Raw genomic sequence first — 17,551 nt, 5'->3', positions numbered from 1 at the left:
AAAAAAACGAGCCGGGGCGACATGGCGCGCCCCGGCCCGTTTACGGCACCCGCACGGCCGTACGCTGTTCAGAGTGACGCGTCCGTATATCGGGATCGGGTCGACCAAGTTGCCTGCATGTTAACGCAGTTGGTGCCCATTTGTACGGTTATTTCGCCCCGTCATCATGATCGTCCGGCTGGCCCGCCCGATCGTCCGCGGATGCCTCCTCCGGCGGTACGACCTGCTTCTCCTCCGCGAAGTGACAGGCCGAGTCGTGCGCGGCCGGCCCCTCGGTGAGGCGGAACTCGGCGGGCACCGCGAGCAGCGGCACCTCCAGCGCGCACCTCTCCCGCGCCTTCCAGCACCGGGTGCGGAAGCGGCACCCGGAGGGGATGTTCGCCGGGGACGGCACATCCCCGCTGAGGATGATCCGCTCCCGGCGCTCCCGCGCCTCCGGGTCGGGCACCGGCACGGCGGACAACAGCGCCTGGGTGTACGGGTGCGTCGGATGGTCGTAGATCTCGGCGTCCTTGCCGGTCTCCACGATCCGCCCGAGGTACATCACGCCGACCCGGTCGGAGATGTGCCGCACGATCGAGAGGTCGTGCGCGATGAAGACGTAACTGAGGTCGAACTCGTCCTGGAGCCTGTCCAGCAGGTTGATCACCTGGGCCTGCACGGAGACGTCGAGCGCGGAGACCGGCTCGTCGGCGACGATGATCTCGGGGCGCAGCGCCAGCCCGCGCGCGATGCCGATGCGCTGCCGCTGGCCGCCGGAGAACTGGTGCGGGTAGCGGTTGATGTACTCGGGGTTGAGCCCGACCACGTCGAGCAGGTCCTGCACCTTCCGGCGCCGGTCGCCCTTCGGGGCGACCTCGGGGTGGATCTCGTACGGCTCCCCGATGATGTCGCCCACGGTCATCCGGGGGTTGAGCGAGGTGTACGGGTCCTGGAAGACCATCTGGATGTTGCGGCGTACGTCCCTGAGCGCCTTCCCGGAGAGCCGGGTGATGTCCTGGCCCTTGTACTTGATCGTCCCGGCCGTCGGCTTCTCCAGGTTGACCAGCATCCTGGCGACCGTCGACTTGCCGCAGCCGGACTCGCCGACGATGCCGAGGGTCTCACCACGGGCGAGGTGGAAGTCGACGCCGTCGACGGCCTTGACCGCGCCGACCTGCTTCTTGAAGAGAATCCCCCGGGTGAGCGGGTAGTGCTTGACCAGCCCGCTGACCTCCAGGATCGGCTCAGCCATGCAGGCACTCCCTCCAGAAGTGGCAGGCGCTGCGGCGTTCCTCGTCCACCTCGTAGAGCGGCGGTACGTCGGTGCGGCAGACGTCCTGCGCCATCGGGCAGCGCGGGTTGAAGGCGCAGCCCGGCGGGATGTGCATCAGGTTGGGCGGCAGGCCCTTGATGGCGTAGAGCTCCTGGCCCTTCTGGTCGAGCCGGGGGATCGACTCCAGCAGCCCTTTCGTATAGGGGTGGGCGGGCGCCTTGTAGATGTCGTGGACCGGCGCCGACTCCACGATCCGGCCCGCGTACATCACGGCGATCCTGTCGGCGACGTCCGCGACCACGCCGAGGTCGTGGGTGATGAGGATCAGGCCCATGTTGAGTTCGCGCTGCAGCTCGGCGAGCAGGTCCATGACCTGGGCCTGGACGGTGACGTCGAGCGCGGTGGTCGGCTCGTCGGCGATGATCAGGGCCGGCTCCAGGGCCAGCGCCATGGCGATCATGATGCGCTGGCGCATACCGCCGGAGAACTGGTGGGGGTAATCGCGCACCCGGTCGGTGGCGGCCGGGATGCGCACCCGGTCCATCAGCTCGATCGACTTGGCGCGGGCGTCCTTGCGGGACATTCCGCGGTGCACGGTGAACATCTCACCGAGCTGGTCGCCGATGCTGAGCACCGGGTTCAGGGAGGACAGCGCGTCCTGGAAGATCATCGCCATCTCGGCGCCGCGCACCTTGCGCCGCTCGTCCTCCTTGAGCTTCAGCAAATCCTTGCCCTGGAAGAGGACCTCACCGCCGGTGATCTTTCCGGGCGGTGTGTCGAGGATGCCCATCACGGCCTGCGCGGTCACTGATTTTCCGGAGCCGGACTCGCCGAGCACGGCGAGGGTCTCGCCCTCGTCGACGCTGTAGGTGACGCCGTTGACGGCCTTGGCGACCCCGTCCCTGGTCCGGAACTCCACGTGCAGATCGCGCACTTCGAGCAGCACCGCCGTCACCTCAGCTTCGGGTCGAGGGCGTCGCGCACCGCGTCGCCGAGCATGATGAACGCGAGCACGGTGATCGCGAGGGCGCCGGCGGGCCACAGCAGCATGTGCGGCGCCTGGCGGATGTACGCGGACGCCGAGGAGATGTCGATGCCCCAGCTGACGGTCGGCGGCTTCAGACCGACGCCGAGGTACGACAGCGTCGCCTCCAGCGAGATGTACGTACCGAGTGCGATGGTCGCCACGACGATGACCGGCGCGACCGCGTTGGGTGTGATGTGCCGCAGCAGCAGCCGCGAGTTGGGGGCGCCGAGGGCGCGGGCGGCCTGCACGTAGTCGTTGTGCTTGGTGGTGATGACGGAGCCGCGGGCGATCCGGGAGATCTGCGGCCAGCCGAGCAGCACCATGAACCCGATGACCGGCCAGACCGTATTGCTGGTCACCACGGAGAGGAGGACCAGACCGCCGAGCACCACGGGGATCGCGAAGAAGACGTCGGTGATCCGGGACAGGATCGCGTCCCACACCCCGCCGAAGAACCCGGCGAGCCCGCCGAGCACGGACCCGAGGATCGTGACGCCCAGCGTGGCGCAGACACCGACGGCGATCGAGATCCGCGTCCCGTACACCGTGCGCGTGTAGACGTCGCAGCCCTGGCCGTCGAAGCCGAAGGGGTGCCCGGGCTGCGAGCCCTCCTGGGCCTTGGCGAGGTCGCACTTGAGCGGGTTGCCGGAGGCGATCAGCGAGGGCCAGAGCGAGATGACGACCAGGAAGAGGATGACGAGCGCGGAGATGAGGAAGACGGGGTTGCGGCGCAGATCGCGCCAGGCGTCGGACCACAGGCTCCTGGGTCTCTCCTGCGGACCCGTGCCTTCCGGCCCACCTGGTGTCTTCTCGAGTGTGGCCCCTTCACTCGTCGCCAGGTCCATGGCACCCCCCATGCCGGTCGCCGCGATGGCGCCCTCGGGCTCGTACGGCGGCTGCTCAGGCATAGCGGATCCTCGGGTCGAGTACGGCGTACAGGAGGTCGACGAGGAGGTTGGCGACCAGGAAGACGAGGACGAGGACGGTCACGAAGCCGACGACGGTCTGGGTGTTCTGCCGGAGGATGCCCTGGTAGAGCTGGAAGCCGACGCCGTGGATGTTGAAGATCCGCTCGGTGATGATCGCGCCGCCCATCAGCGCGCCGATGTCGGTGCCGATGAAGGTGACCACGGGGATCAGCGAGTTGCGCAGCAGGTGCTTGGTGATCACCCGGCGCCGGGGCAGGCCCTTGGCGATGGCCGTACGGACGTAGTCGGACCGTTTGTTCTCCGCGATGGAGGTACGGGTCAGCCGGGTCACATAGGCGAGCGAGACAGAGGCCAGCACCAGGCCCGGCACGATCAGTTCGCCGAAGGCGGCGTCCGGGGACACGGACGGTTTGATCCAGCCCCACTCGACGCCGAGCAGCAGCTGGAGCACCAGACCGGTGACGAAGACCGGCACCGAGATGACGACGAGGGTGATCAGCAGGACGCCGGTGTCGACGGGCCGTCCGCGCCGCAGCCCGGTGACGACGCCGAGCGTGATGCCGACGACGATCTCGAAGAGGATGGCGACGATCGTCAGGCGGATGGTGACCGGGAAGGACGTGGCCATCAGCTCGGTGACCTTCTGCCCGTTGAATGCGGTACCGAAGTCGCCGGTGAAGACATGGCCCATGTAGGTCAGGTATTGCTGCCACACCGGCTTGTCGAGGCCGAAGTCCTTGCGCAGTTGCGCTGCCGTGGCGGGGTCGCACTGCCGCTCGCCGCACAGGCCCGCGACGGGGTCGCCCATCACGTTCACCATCAGGAAGATCAGCAGTGTGGCACCGATGAAGACCGGGATCATCTGCAGCAGACGCCGGATGACGTACCGTCCCATGAGGGCTCCGGAGATAGTGGGACAGCCGTCCGGGAACGGCTGTCCCGGCGGCTCAGCTGACCTTGATCTCGTTGTAGACGGGGACGCTGAACTGGTTGAGCGCCACGTTGGAGACCCGGTCCGAGTAGCCGGCGCTGCCGTTCTGGTACCAGAGCGGAATGGCCGCCATGTTGTCCCGTACGACCCCTTCGGCCTGCTGGAAGAGCTTGACCGCCTTGGCGCGTCCGGTCTCGGCGTTCGCCTGGTCGACGAGCTTGTCGAAGTCCTTGTTGGACCACTTGCCGTCGTTGGAGGAGGCGTTGGTGTAGTACAGCGGCTGCAGGAAGTTCTGGATCAGCGGATAGTCCATCTGCCAGCCGGCCCGGAAGGGACCGGGCATCTTGTGCTGCCCGATCTGGTTGCGGAAGTCGGCGAAGGTGCCGACCGGGTTGCCGACGCAGGCCTTGTCATTGCCCATCGCGTTGTTGATGGAGTTGCAGACGGCGTCCACCCACTCCTTGTGCGAGCCGGTGTCCGCGTTGTACGAGAGCTTGACCTGCCCGCCGGGGAGGCCGCCGCCCTGCTGGATCAGCTTCTTGGCCTCGGCCGGGTTGTACGTGCAGGCGTCGCCGCACAGCCCGTCCTGGAAGCCGCCGCCCTTGCCGAGCACCGGCGAGGTCCAGTCGGTGGCCGGGGTGCGGGTCTTCTGGAAGATCGTGTTCGTGATCTGGTCGCGGTTGATCGCCATGGACAGACCCTTGCGGACCTTCGCCGACCCGCTCTTGTCCCATTGCTTGTCATAGAACGGGAAAGCGAGCGTCTGGATGATGCCGGCCGGATTATTGATGTACCGGTCACCGAGGTCGCTCTTCACGTTCTTGAGCTGAGAGGCGGGCACATCGTCGACGAGGTCGAGGTTGCCGGCCATGAGGTCGGTGTAGGCGGTGTTGTTGTCGGTGTAGACCTTGAGGTCCACCCCGCCGTTCTGCGCCTTGTCCGAACCGGTGTAGCCGTCCCACTTGCGCAGGGACATCTTCGAGCCCTTGGTGTAGGAGTCGATGGTGTACGGGCCGTTGCCGACGGGCTTCTTCACCCAGGCCGCGTGGTTGTCGAAGAACGCCTTGGGCAGCGGGGAGAAGGCCGCGTAGCCGAGCGTGTCGGGGAAGGTCGAGAACTTCTGGTTGAGCTTGACGGTGAAGGTGTTGGTGCCGGTCACCTTGAGCCCCGAGAGGGTGTCGGCGCTCTGGCTGCCCGAGTCGGGGTGCACCTTGTCGTAGCCCTCGATGTACCCGAAGAAGTACGCGTTCTTCTGGTTGTTCTTGAGGCCGGCCCCGTAGTTCCACGCGTCGACGAAGGACTTGGCGGTGACGGCCTCGCCGTTGCTGAACTTCCAGCCGTCCTTGACGGTGATCCTGAAGTTCTGCGAGTCCGAGGTGTCGATCTTGTCGGCGAGCATGTCCTGGGCGGCGCCGGTCTTGGCGTCGTACCGCTTCAGACCGCGGAAGACCATGTCGAGGACCTTGCCGCCCTGCACCTCGTTGGTGTTGGCCGGCTCCAGCGGGTTCTGCGGGTCACCCCAGGAGGCACTGACGACGCCGGAACCGTTGCCGCCACCGCTGCCACTCCCCCCGCCCCCGCAGGCGGTCGCCGCGAGAGCGACCGCCGCCGCGCATGCGGCCCATTTGGCGTGCGTGGCTCCACGCATGGAGTGCCTCCTCAAGAGTGCGCTGGGCCGCCGGCGCCGGGGCGAGCGCTGCGGGCTCCGGTGCACTGTGCCTTTAGCGCCCAATATCGGGGCATGCGGGGTGTATCGCACATTCACCCCACCCTTATGGGTGGCAGCGCCATCCGGATGCAGTCACTCCATTCGGATGCAGTCACTCCGTCCGGCCGGCGGAGGCCGGCACGATGAAGGACGGCGGCAGGACCCGGTCCTTCACCCTGACACTCAGTCGGCCGCGGCCCGGATCAAGTCCAGTTCGCCCACGACCTGGCCCCCGCTCATCTCTCCCGTACGGCGGAACCCGAGCCGCAGATAGAACTCCTCGGGTCCACCCTCGCCCTCGGCCCAGGTCACGGTGGCGCGGGACTGCCCCCGTCGACGAATCTCCTCACACACCGCCTCGACGGCGAAACGGCCGTAACCACGGCCTTGCCGGCCGTCGGCGATGTTCAGGCGCCACAGACCGGAGCGGGGGCGGTCGTCGGGGTTCGCGGGGTAGAAGCGGATGTCGAAGAAGGCCATGACGAAGCCCACAAGTTCCTCGCCGTCGAAGATGAGGCGGGGCCAGGCGGTCTCGCCGTGCGCATAGGCCTCGGCCAGCGACTTCACCACGGGGGCCACGAACCGTTCCTGGTCCGGTCGCACCCTCAGCCGCAACGCCGCGTCGACGTTGTCCGATGTCACCTTCTCCAGACGCGGATCCGCCACTCAGCCCAACTCCCCGCGCTCCACACAGAATTCGTTGCCCTCGGGGTCGGCCAGGACCACCCATCCGCCCCCGTCCGGGCGGGTGTGGTCGGCGACCTGCCGGGCGCCGAGCCCGACCGCCCGGTCGACCTCCGCCGCCCTGGTGCGCCCCTGCGGCCGCAGGTCGAGATGGAGCCGGTTCTTGACCGCCTTGTCCTCCGGGACCCGCAGGAAAAGCAGGGCCGGTCCGCCGTTCGGATCGCGGATCACGGCCGCCGGATCCCCCGGCTTGTCGTCGTCGTCCAGCGGCCGCCCGAGCAACCCGCTCCAGAACAGGCCGAGATCGTACGGGTCACCGGTGCAGTCGAAGGTGAGGGAGTGGATGGTCGGATTCAGCGGTCCTGCCTCTCCCATGATCTACGCCCCCGTCCGGCCGTCGACCAGTTCACGCAGGATGTCGAGGTGGCCGTTGTGGCGGGCCGTTTCCTCGATGAGGTGCAGGAGGATCCAGCGCAGGTCGACCTGGCGGCCGTCGCGGATGGGACGCTGCGCCTTGCTGTCCAGGTCGTGGTCGGCCACCAACTTGCGGTAGCGGACGCACTGTTCTTCGTACTGGTCCAGGAGGTCGGCCATCGGCACGTCGACGGCGATGCGCATCTCGCGGTCGGGATCCTCGTCCGTCCACGGGCCCTCGTCCTCCTGGCCGAGGAACACCACCTGGAACCAGGAGTACTCGACCCACCGGAGGTGGCTGATCAGTCCGCTGAGCGTCATCAGCGGGGACCCGGGCAGCGGGGCCTTGCGAGCGTCCTCCGGCGAGACGCCCTCGCACTTGGCGTGGGCGGTGGCGCGGGCGTAGTCGAGGAAGGTGGTCAGCTGTGTGCGCTCGTCCCAGGCGGGAGGCGTGTCAGTACGAGTCATCGGGGTGAAGCATCGCCGCCCACCTGTTCGATGTCGAGCGAATAAGCGCGCTTGAGCACGGACTTGTCCCCGCCCGTCGGCCGACGCCAGACTGGCGCTCCATGACCTTCCACCTGCGCGGCACCGTCCTGCCCGACGGCGCCGTACGCGATCTCTGGTTGCTCGGCGACCGCATCACCTTCGACCGGCCTACCGGCGCGGCCGACACCGTCACGATCGCCGACGGCGGCTTTCTGCTGCCGGGGCTCGTCGATGCGCACACGCACCCGGGGGCCGACGACAAGAGCGGCCGGCCCGAGTTCGTCCCCGAACTCTTCGCAGAGCAGATCGCCGCCCACCGCGAGTCCGGGACCACGGCGTTGCGCTTCCCCGGGCTCGCGGGCGAAGTGCCCAGCGCGCTGCGCGACGCGCCCGACTCCCCTCGGATGATCACGGCGGGGCGCTGGCTGGCCTGGGCGGGGCTCTCGAAGAGCGCCGTGTTCCACACGGTCACCGATGATCTGGTCGCCGCGGCGGTGACGGAGGCGAAGGCCCACGACGGCTGGTGCAAGCTCATGGGCGACTGGGACTTCGAGGCCGCCCCGGTGCCGTACGAACTGCTGCGGGCGGTCGTCGACGGCGTTCACGCGACCGGTGGGCGGGTCGCCGTGCACTGTCAGTCCGCCGAGGGCGTGCTGAGCGCCGCCCGGGCCGGCGTCGACTCCATCGAGCACGGGATGGGCATGCCCGAGCAGTGCGTCGCGCTCATGGCCGCGCACGGGACGGCGTACGTCCCCACCCTCACCGCCTTCGCTCACAGCGCACCCCGCCGCATCGAGGACAACGCCCGTGACCGGCTCTGGCGCGCAGGGCACCGGACGATGATCCGCCGCGTCCGCGAGGCGTACGACGCCGGTGTCACCGTGCTCGCCGGCACGGACTCGGCGCCGTTCGGCAACGTCGCCACCGAGGTCGAGCACCTGATCGCCGCCGGTCTGCCCGCCGAGGCCGCGGTCGGCGCCGCGAGCTGGACCGCCCGCGCGTTCCTGGGCCTGAGCGGGCTGACCGAGGGCGGCCTCGCGGACGTCACCGTCTACGACGCCGATCCACGGCTCGAACCCGGCACTCTGCGCCACCCCCGCCGCATTGTGCTGCGCGGCCGTGTCGTCCGCTGACGGGGCCGGTGCTTCCTGCGAGACGCGGGGGCGGTTCGTCTCCGAGACGCGGGGGGCCGTTCGCCTTCGAGGCGCAAAGGCCCATCCGCCTCCGACACGCGAAGGCCCGTCCGCCTCCGACACGCGGGACCCCGCCGCCCGCGCCCGCAGACCTGGACGCCGAAACACCGGCGCGAAGCCACCTACGCCCACGGCGACGTCGTACGCATCCCGCCCGAGACCGATATGCCGGCACCGTCGGCAGGCCGCTCGTGCGCGTCGTATGCCGCCCCCTGGGGCGCTCACAGCTCGACGTGATGCAGCATCGCGGGCTCCCCACTGGATCGTCCGCTCTTCCGCGGCGGTCCGAAAATGACGGTTCCCGGCACCGGGTACCGGTGCCGGGAATCCGTCAGATGGTACGGATCAGGCCGCGTGAACGACGTTCTTCTCCTCGGCGAAGTGGCACGCCGACTCGTGAGCCGCGGGCGTGTCCGAGCCCTTGAAGATCTCGGGCACCGCGAGGAGCGGGACCTCCTGGGCGCACCTCTCCTGGGCCTTCCAGCAGCGGGTGCGGAAACGGCAGCCGGACGGCGGGTTCGCCGGAGAGGGCACGTCGCCGGTCAGGATGATCCGGTCACGGTGTTCGCGGGCTTCCGGGTCCGGCACGGGCACGGCCGACAGCAGCGCCTGGGTGTAGGGGTGCGTCGGGTGATCGTAGATCTGCTCGTCGGTGCCGATCTCGGCCATCTTGCCGAGGTACATCACGCCGACCCGGTCGGAGATGTGCCGGACGATGGACAGGTCGTGCGCGATGAAGATGTAGGAGAGGTTGAACTCGTCCTGCAGTCGCTCCATCAGGTTGATGACCTGCGCCTGCACCGATACGTCCAGCGCCGACACCGGCTCGTCGCAGATGATGATCTCGGGGTTGAGCGCGAGACCGCGGGCGATGCCGATGCGCTGACGCTGACCGCCCGAGAACTGGTGCGGGTAGCGGTTGATGTACTCGGGGTTCAGGCCGACCACGTCCAGCAGATCCTGGACCTTGCGCCTCCGGTCGCCCTTCGGTGCCACTTCGGGGTGGATGTCGAAGGGCTCACCGATGATGTCGCCCACCGTCATACGGGGGTTGAGCGAGGTGTACGGGTCCTGGAAGACCATCTGGATGTTGCGGCGTACGGCCTTCAGGGCACGTCCGGACAGCTTGGTGATGTCCTGGCCCTTGTAGAAGATCTCGCCCGCGGTGGCCCGCTCCAGGTTCATCAGCAGCTTGGCCACGGTGGACTTACCGCAGCCGGACTCACCGACGATGCCCAGCGTCTCGCCCTGGTGCAGGTCGAACGAGATGCCGTCGACGGCCTTCACCGCGCCGATCTGCCGCTTGAACAGGATGCCCTGGGTGAGCGGGAAGTGCTTCACCAGGTCGCGCACCTGCAGGATCGGTTCCCCGCGGTCGACCGGCGCCTCGATCGCCGCCACCGCCTCCGTCTCGGAGTGGGCGTCGATCACCTCCACATCGGAGACATTCGGCGTGGCCTCCTGCTCGTCGTTCTTGCTGAGCTCAGCCATGGATCGTCTCCTTCCAGAAGTGGCACGCCGAACCGCGGCCGACCAGCTCGGTGCCGTCCTGCTCGGAGACCGGCAGCAGGGCCGGGACCTCCGTACGGCAGATGTCCTCGGCCTTGGGGCAGCGCGGGTTGAAGGCGCAACCGGACGGAATGCGCAACAGGTTGGGCGGCAGACCCTTGATCGCGTACAGCTCCTGGCCCTTTTGGTCCAGGCGCGGGATCGAGTCCAGCAGACCCCGCGTGTACGGGTGCGCCGGGCGCTTGTACAGCTCGTGGACCGGGGCGCGCTCCACGATCCGGCCGGCGTACATCACCGCGATCTTGTCCGCGACGTCGGCGACCACGCCGAGGTCGTGGGTGATCAGGATGAGCCCCATGTTGTACTCGCGCTGCAGGTCCGCGAGCAGGTCCATGACCTGGGCCTGGACCGTCACGTCGAGGGCCGTGGTGGGCTCGTCGGCGATGATCAGGTCCGGCTCCAGGGCCAGCGCCATGGCGATCATGATGCGCTGGCGCATACCGCCCGAGAACTGGTGCGGGTAGTCGTTCACGCGGGCCGCGGCGCCCGGGATCTTCACCCGGTCCATCAGCTCGATCGCCTTGGCCTTGGCCTCCTTCTTGGAGAGGCCCTGGTGGACGCGGAACATCTCGCCGAGCTGGTAGCCGACGGACAGGACCGGGTTCAGCGAGCTGAGCGCGTCCTGGAAGATCATGGCGATCTCCTGGCCCCGGATCTTGCGGCGCTCCTCGCCGGACATCTTGAGCATGTCCTGGCCGCGGAAGAGGATCTCGCCCTGCGGAATCCTCGCCGGCGGCATGTCGAGGATGCCCATGATGGCCTGCGCGGTCACCGACTTGCCGGAGCCCGACTCGCCGAGCACGGCGAGCGTCTCGCCCGCGCTGACGCTGTAGTTGACGCCATTGACCGCCTTGGCCACGCCCTCGCGGGTGTGGAACTCGACGTGCAGGTCACGCACTTCGAGCAGCGGGCCGTCGGCGGAGCCGCCCTCGCGGGGGGCGGGCACCGGTGCGATGTCTTCGATGATGGTCACGTACGCCTCCCTCAGCGCAGCTTCGGGTCGAGGGCGTTGCGGACGGCCTCACCGAGCATGATGAACGCCAGCACCGTGATGCTGAGCATGATCGACGGGTAGAGCATGATCCACTGCGCCACCCGGATCTGGTTGCCGCCGTCCGAGATGTCGTTGCCCCAGGACACGCCGTTGAGGCCCAGTCCCAGGAAGGACAGGGTCGCCTCGGCGGAGATGTAGACGCCGAGCGAGATGGTGGCCACGACGATCACCGGGGCGAGCGTGTTCGGCAGGATGTGCCGGAACATGATCCGCGGGGTGCTCGCGCCCAGCGCCTGGGCGGCGTGCACGTAGTCGGCCTGCTTCGTCGTGATCACCGCACCGCGCATCACACGGGCGCTCTGCGTCCAGCCGAAGGCACCCAGCGCGCCGATGACGACCCAGACCGTGCGGTCCGGGAACGAGGTCAGCACGACCATGGTGGCGAGCAGGAACGGGATGCCGAAGAAGATGTCCGTCAGGCGCGAGAGGATCGAGTCGACGATGCCACCGAAGTATCCGGCGATCATGCCCACCAGACTGCCCACAACCGTCACCACGAAGGTGGTGCCGAAGCCGACGGCCACCGAGGCCCGGGTGCCGTAGATGACGCGCGCGAACACGCTGCGGCCCTGCTGGTCGTAGCCCAGCCAGTCCGCGGAGAACACATGGCCCAGCTTCGGCTTCTGCAGGAAGTGCTTGGCCAGGTCGCCCCTGATCGGGTCGGTGTCGGTGAACAGCCCGGGGAAGAAGGTGATCGTCAGCAGCAGGAGGATCAGCACCGCCGAGACGCCGAAGATCCAGCTGCGGCGTAGGTCGGTCCAGGCATCTCCCCACAGACTGCGGGACTTCTCCGGCTTGGCCTCAGGCAGCGGCGCTGGGTCCAGCGGGGTCGCCGGAGGGACGAGGTGCGCCTCGACGGCCTCGCTCACATCGCTCTTGGTCACGTCAGGCATAGCGAATCCTCGGGTCCAGGACCGCGTAAAGCAGGTCGACAAGCAGGCTGGCGAGGAGGTAGACCAGCACCAGAACGGTCACCAGGCCTACGAGCGTGGTTCCTTCACGGCGCACGATGGACTGGTAGATCGTGCCGCCGATGCCCTGGATGTTGAACACACCCTCCGTCACGACGGCACCGCCCATCAGCGCGCCGATGTCCGTGCCCAGGTAAGTGACCACGGGGATCAGCGAGTTGCGCATGAGGTGGACGCCCACCACACGGCGCTTGGGCAGGCCCTTCGCGATGGCGGTACGGATGTAGTCGGCGCGCAGGTTCTCGGCGACCGACGTACGGGTGAGCCGGGTCACATAGGCCAGTGACGCGGTCGCCAGGGCGAACGCGGGCATCAGCAACTCGTTGACGTTCGTGGAGTCGTTCACGTTCGGCGGCAGCCAGTCCAGCCCGAAGGCGAAGACGGCCTTGAGTATGAAGCCGAGAACGAACACCGGGACGGAGATCAGCAGCAGCGAGACCAGGAGGATCGCGTTGTCCGAGACCCGCCCGGCGCGCAGGCCCGCCCATACGCCCAGGATCAAGCCCAGGACCAGCTCGATGGCGAAGGCCAGCCCGCCAAGACGGAGGGTCACCGGGAACGCGTCACCGAGCACGTCCGTGACAGGGCGGCCGCTCGCGATCTGGGTGCCGAAGTCGAAGTGAAGGATCATGTCCTTCATGTAGTGGTAGTACTGCACCAGGATCGGCTGGTCCAGGCCGTACTGATGTCTCAGGGAGGCGATCACAGCGGGGCTTCCGCCCTTGTCGCCGAAGAGTCCTCGCACGGGGTCACCGGGCAGGGCGTAGACCATGAGAAAGATCAGCAGGGTTGTCCCGATGAAGACCGGGATCATCTGGAGCAGTCGTCGTGCGACGTAGCGCCCCATCGTGCCTCCATGTAGTTACTACGGCGGCAGCCGACGGGCCCTTTCCCCGCGCACCCCTGAACGATGCGTGTGGAAAGGGCCCCCCGGCCGCTGCCGTCCCCCCGGGTGCGGCGCACGAGGCGGCGCGGCACCCGGGATCAACGGGCTGATTGCGGTTACTTCTTGACCTCGACGCCGGTCAGGATCGGGTCACCGTCCTGGGCGTAACCGACGCCGGTGACCTTGTCCGAGTAGCCCGCGTTGACCTTGTAGTACCAGAGCGGAATGCTCGGCATGTAGTTCACCAGCTGCTTCTCGATGTCCTGGTACTTCTTCTCCGAGTCGGCCAGCGAGCTGGCGGTGTCGGCAGCGGCGATCTCCTCGTCGATCTTCTTGTTCGAGAAGCCGCTCGTGTTGCCGTCCGACTTGCTGCCGAACAGGTCACGGATGAAGTTGGCGTTCATCGGGAAGTCCAGCACCCAGCCACTGCGGTACAGGGACTTGACCTGGTGGGCGTCACGCGAGTCCAGGTCGGCCTGGAAGTCGGCCTTGGAGTCGCCGGTGCACTTGACACCCGTGGCGTTGGTGATCGAGTTGCAGACCGCCTCCACCCACTCCTTGTGACCGCCGTCCGCGTTGTACTGGATGGAGATCTTGTTGCCCGGAACGCCGCCGCCATCCTTGATGAGCTGCTTGGCCTTCGTCGGGTTGTACGTGAAGACGTCGCCGCCCGCGTTCGGCTCGTAGCCGAGGACGCCCTTGGCGACCCAGCCGGTGGCCGGCTCACGCGTGCCCTGGAGCACCGTCTTGGTGATGGTGTTGCGGTCGATCGCCATCGACAGGCCCTGCAGGACCTTGGGGTCGATGCCCTTCCACTGCTTGGTGTAGAAGGCCGGCGTGATGGTCTGGATGGCGGAGTACGCCTTGTCGACGGCGCGGCTGCCGAGGTCCGTCTTATAGACGGGCAGGTCCTTGGGGGCGATCTGGCGCAGGACGTCGACGTTGCCGGACTTCAGGTCCTCGTAGGCCGTCTCGAGGCTGGTGTAGTTCTTGAAGAGCACACCACCGTTCTTGGCCTTGTCCGGACCCTGGTAGCCGTCGAACTTGGCGACCTCGATCTGCTTCTTGTGCTGCCAGCTGACGAACTTGTACGGGCCGTTGCCGATCGGGTGCTCGCCCGCGGCCTTCGGGTCCTTGTAGAAGGACGCCGGCAGCGGCGAGAAGACCTCGTAGCCGAGCTTGTAGACGTAGTACGGGATCGCCTTGGTGAGCGTGATGGTGAAGGTGTTGTCGTCGACGACCTTCAGACCGGACATGCTGGTGGCCTTGGGGGAACCCTTCGCGGGGGCGACGGCGTCGTACCCCGCGATGTCCGAGAACCAGAAGCTGTTGGTCTGCTTGTTCTTCGGGGCGGCGGCCCAGTTCCACGCCTTGACGTAGGAGTCGGCGGTCACCGCGGTGCCGTCGTGGAACTTCCAGCCCGGCTTCAGCTTGACCGTATAGGTCTTGTTGTCCGTCGTGTCCACCGACTTGGCGTTCACGTAGACGATGTTGCCCTTCTCGTCGTAGCTCACGAGCTGCGAGAAAAGGGACTTGACGACAATGCTGCCGTTGGACTCCATGGTGTTGGCCGGCTGCAGCGGGTTCTGCGGCTCGCCCACCTCGACCGAGAACTTCGCGTTGGGGTCGACAGCGGCCTTGCTGCCACTGCCCTTGTCACCGCCGCCACCACCACAGGCGGTCGCTCCCAGCGCCACAACCGCGGCTATCGCGACCCACTTGGCGCTCTTGGCACCGCGCATGGGTTCCTCCTCATGAGTCCATTGGTTCACCGCAAAAGGGAGCATCAGACACACCACCGACACCTGAGACGGAGAAAGTGCTTGTGCCCCCTGCGCTCGCGAGTCAGCGCCACCTGAAGGCGCATGACCCGTTTGATCCGAGCTCTACGCGCCTAACTATCTGGCATGGGCCAGGGCCCGACCACACTCACAAGGTCTCGGTTCGATCACACCTGGCGCGTACTTCTTCCAAAATCCGGACAAAGGGTTTGCTGAAAGATCCCTGCGAAACGGACTTGTTACACATCTATCGGTCGCGGGCGTCCGTATTGCGGACACAAGGCGAAGAAAAACCAGTTGCGGCTGTCGTGGCCGCCGTGCCGGGATGCCATCGCCGTACCGACGCGCCACGGTCCTGCGGGGCGTCCGCACATCACGCGGCCAACGCACTCCTGCGTCAAGGCCGTTCGGTGCTCGAGCGCGTACGTCCCTGACGGCACTGGTCGGGCGCCAAGAGGGCGCACAGTGCGATGGGGACGAGACCCATGGTGAATGCAGGGTAGTGCGAATCAGCCACCCCGCAAGGCATGGCCCTCACAATCAAGGGTTATCCCTACCCTCTTGTCCTCTTACCTTCTCGCCCGCTCTCGTGCGCGGGGCTGCGGGGTGCCCCCCATACACGAAAGGACACCCCGCAGATGCGGGGTGTCCTTCTTCAGTGGGGAACGGCCGAGGTCAGCCGTGCTTGGCGCGGCTCGCGGAGCGGGCGCGCTCGCGGGCGTCCAGGTTCACCTTGCGGATGCGCACGGCCTCCGGGGTCACCTCGACACACTCGTCGTCGCGGCAGAACTCCAGCGACTGCTCGAGCGAGAGCTTGCGCGGCGGCACGATCGCCTCGAACGAGTCGGCCGCGGCCGACCGCATGTTGGTGAGCTTCTTCTCCTTGGTGATGTTCACGTCCATGTCGTCGGAGCGCGAGTTCTCGCCGACGATCATGCCCTCGTACACCTCGGTGCCGGGGTCGGTGAACAGCACACCGCGCTCCTGGAGGTTCGTCATCGCGAACGCGGTGACGGCGCCGGCGCGGTCGGCGACCAGCGAGCCGTTGTTACGGGTCGTCAGCACGCCGAACCAGGGCTCGTGGCCCTCGTGGATCGAGTGCGCGATGCCGGTGCCGCGGGTGCCGGTGAGGAACTCGGTCCGGAACCCGATGAGACCGCGGGACGGCACGACGAACTCCAGACGCACCCATCCCGAACCGTGGTTGGACATGTTGTCCATCCGGCCCTTGCGGACGCCCATGAGCTGCGTGACCGCGCCCATGTGCTCCTCGGGGACGTCGATCGTCATGCGCTCGACCGGCTCGTGGACCTTGCCGTCGATCACCTGGGTGACCACCTGCGGCTTGCCGATGGTCAGCTCGAAGCCCTCGCGGCGCATCTGCTCGACCAGGATGGCGAGCGCCAGCTCACCACGGCCCTGGACCTCCCAGGCGTCCGGGCGCTCGGTGTCGAGCACGCGGAGCGAGACGTTACCGACCAGCTCGCGGTCGAGGCGGTCCTTGACCTGGCGGGCGGTGACCTTGCGGTCCTTGTCCTTGACAGCGGCCTTGGCGTCCGCGCCCTTGCCCGTGCCACCACGGCCGACCAGCGGCGAGGTGTTCGTACCGATGGTCATGGAGATCGCCGGCTCGTCGACCGTGATCAGCGGCAACGCGATCGGGTTCTCGGGGTCGGCGAGGGTCTCACCGATCATGATGTCCGGGATACCGGCGACGGCGCAGATGTCACCGGGCCCTGCCTTCTCGGCGGGCTTGCGGGTGAGCGCCTCGGTCATCATCAGCTCGGTGATGCGCACGTTGGACATCGTGCCGTCGCGCTTGATCCACGTGACGGTCTGGCCCTTGCGCAGCTCACCCTGCTCGACGCGGAGCAGCGCGATACGGCCGAGGAAGTTGTCGGCGTCCAGGTTGGTGACGTGCGCCTGGAGCGGGGCCGCCTCGTCGTACGACGGGGCCGGGACGTGCGACAGGATCGTGGAGAAGAACGGCTCCAGGCTGTCGCTGTCGGCCGGGACGGTGCCGTCCTCCGGCTTGGTCAGCGAGGCCACACCGTCACGGGCGCACGCGTAGACGATCGGGAACTCGATCTGCTCCTCGTCGGCGTCGAGGTCGAGGAAGAGGTCGTACGCCTCGTTCACGACCTCGTCGATGCGCGAGTCCGGGCGGTCCGTCTTGTTGATGCACAGGATGACGGGCAGGCGGGCCTGCAGCGCCTTGCGCAGCACGAAGCGGGTCTGGGGCAGCGGGCCCTCGGAGGCGTCGACCAGCAGCACGACCGCGTCCACCATCGACAGACCGCGCTCGACCTCACCACCGAAGTCGGCGTGGCCGGGGGTGTCGATGATGTTGATCGTGATGACGTCGCCGCCATCCTTCGGGTGGTACTTCACGGCCGTGTTCTTGGCCAGGATCGTGATGCCCTTCTCACGCTCCAGGTCGTTCGAGTCCATCATGCGGTCGTCGAGCGACTCGGCGGCGTGCGCGGCGAAGGCACCGGCCTGCTTGAGCATGGCGTCGACCAGGGTGGTCTTGCCGTGGTCGACGTGGGCGACGATGGCGACGTTGCGGATGTCGTGGCGCGTGGCCATATTGAGGCGCTTCTCCCGGAGTGAGTGGACGGCCTCCGCTGCGCGGGGCCTGCCGGGCTGAACACGCCACG

The 17,551-nt window shown here is 67.5% G+C and carries 15 protein-coding genes; 1 reads left to right on the top strand and 14 read right to left on the bottom strand.

Annotated elements, in window-relative coordinates; translation table 11 throughout:
• Nucleotides 1-148: 148 nt before the first annotated feature.
• From AB0D27_RS10125 to AB0D27_RS10090, 8 genes are all read right to left on the bottom strand, one after another.
• On the bottom strand, nt 149-1,234 hold the full coding sequence (locus AB0D27_RS10125; RefSeq protein ID WP_362504839.1) for a dipeptide ABC transporter ATP-binding protein: 1,086 nt from the start codon (nt 1,232-1,234) through the stop codon (nt 149-151).
• A complete protein-coding gene (locus AB0D27_RS10120) occupies nt 1,227-2,201 on the bottom strand; it encodes an ABC transporter ATP-binding protein (protein WP_362504835.1) in 975 nt (324 codons plus the stop codon). The genes AB0D27_RS10125 and AB0D27_RS10120 overlap by 8 nt, the downstream gene beginning before the upstream one ends.
• Nucleotides 2,202-2,206: 5 nt before the next feature.
• Nucleotides 2,207-3,190, bottom strand: a complete 984-nt coding sequence (locus tag AB0D27_RS10115) for an ABC transporter permease (RefSeq protein WP_362504832.1) — start codon at nt 3,188-3,190, stop codon at nt 2,207-2,209.
• Entirely contained in the window at nt 3,183-4,106 is a 924-nt protein-coding gene (locus AB0D27_RS10110; protein ID WP_362504829.1) for an ABC transporter permease, read from the bottom strand. Before AB0D27_RS10110 ends, AB0D27_RS10115 begins: the two co-directional genes overlap by 8 nt.
• 52 nt (nt 4,107-4,158) lie before the next feature.
• A complete protein-coding gene (locus AB0D27_RS10105) occupies nt 4,159-5,790 on the bottom strand; it encodes an ABC transporter substrate-binding protein (RefSeq protein ID WP_362504826.1) in 1,632 nt (543 codons plus the stop codon).
• A gap of 243 nt (nt 5,791-6,033) precedes the next feature.
• Nucleotides 6,034-6,516 (bottom strand): GNAT family N-acetyltransferase, encoded by a 483-nt coding sequence (locus AB0D27_RS10100; protein WP_362504823.1) that lies wholly within the window; start codon nt 6,514-6,516, stop codon nt 6,034-6,036.
• Complete coding sequence (locus AB0D27_RS10095; protein ID WP_362504821.1) at nt 6,517-6,909, bottom strand: VOC family protein; 393 nt, start codon at nt 6,907-6,909, stop codon at nt 6,517-6,519. It abuts the gene before it with no gap.
• Between the two features lie 3 nt (nt 6,910-6,912).
• The gene (locus tag AB0D27_RS10090) at nt 6,913-7,416 is read right to left on the bottom strand and encodes a DinB family protein (protein WP_362504818.1); all 504 of its coding nucleotides are present in this window, start codon (nt 7,414-7,416) and stop codon (nt 6,913-6,915) included.
• A 101-nt stretch (nt 7,417-7,517) separates the two neighbouring features.
• On the opposite strand from AB0D27_RS10090, the gene AB0D27_RS10085 reads away from it, so the two are divergent.
• On the top strand, nt 7,518-8,570 hold the full coding sequence (locus tag AB0D27_RS10085) for an amidohydrolase family protein (RefSeq protein ID WP_362504815.1): 1,053 nt from the start codon (nt 7,518-7,520) through the stop codon (nt 8,568-8,570).
• A 405-nt stretch (nt 8,571-8,975) separates the two neighbouring features.
• On the opposite strand, the gene AB0D27_RS10080 is transcribed toward AB0D27_RS10085, so the two are convergent.
• The 6 genes from AB0D27_RS10080 to typA form a co-directional block, all read right to left on the bottom strand.
• Nucleotides 8,976-10,121 (bottom strand): dipeptide ABC transporter ATP-binding protein, encoded by a 1,146-nt coding sequence (locus AB0D27_RS10080; protein WP_362504812.1) that lies wholly within the window; start codon nt 10,119-10,121, stop codon nt 8,976-8,978.
• Nucleotides 10,114-11,172, bottom strand: a complete 1,059-nt coding sequence (locus AB0D27_RS10075) for an ABC transporter ATP-binding protein (protein WP_362504806.1) — start codon at nt 11,170-11,172, stop codon at nt 10,114-10,116. The genes AB0D27_RS10080 and AB0D27_RS10075 overlap by 8 nt, the downstream gene beginning before the upstream one ends.
• Nucleotides 11,173-11,183: 11 nt before the next feature.
• Nucleotides 11,184-12,146, bottom strand: coding sequence for an ABC transporter permease (locus AB0D27_RS10070; protein WP_362504803.1), 963 nt, complete (start codon nt 12,144-12,146; stop codon nt 11,184-11,186).
• Nucleotides 12,139-13,071, bottom strand: coding sequence for an ABC transporter permease (locus AB0D27_RS10065; RefSeq protein ID WP_362504800.1), 933 nt, complete (start codon nt 13,069-13,071; stop codon nt 12,139-12,141). Before AB0D27_RS10065 ends, AB0D27_RS10070 begins: the two co-directional genes overlap by 8 nt.
• Before the next feature lie 155 nt (nt 13,072-13,226).
• Nucleotides 13,227-14,852, bottom strand: coding sequence for an ABC transporter substrate-binding protein (locus tag AB0D27_RS10060; protein WP_362504797.1), 1,626 nt, complete (start codon nt 14,850-14,852; stop codon nt 13,227-13,229).
• Between the two features lie 714 nt (nt 14,853-15,566).
• Entirely contained in the window at nt 15,567-17,480 is a 1,914-nt protein-coding gene (typA, locus tag AB0D27_RS10055) for a translational GTPase TypA (RefSeq protein ID WP_362504794.1), read from the bottom strand.
• Between the last annotated feature and the right edge of the window lie 71 nt (nt 17,481-17,551).

It is taken from the genome of Streptomyces sp. NPDC048415, from assembly GCF_040651675.1.
GTDB lineage: Bacteria > Actinomycetota > Actinomycetes > Streptomycetales > Streptomycetaceae > Streptomyces.
The sequence above is the reverse complement of the archived record's forward strand: the minus strand, read 5'-3'. Positions and strand labels throughout refer to the sequence as shown.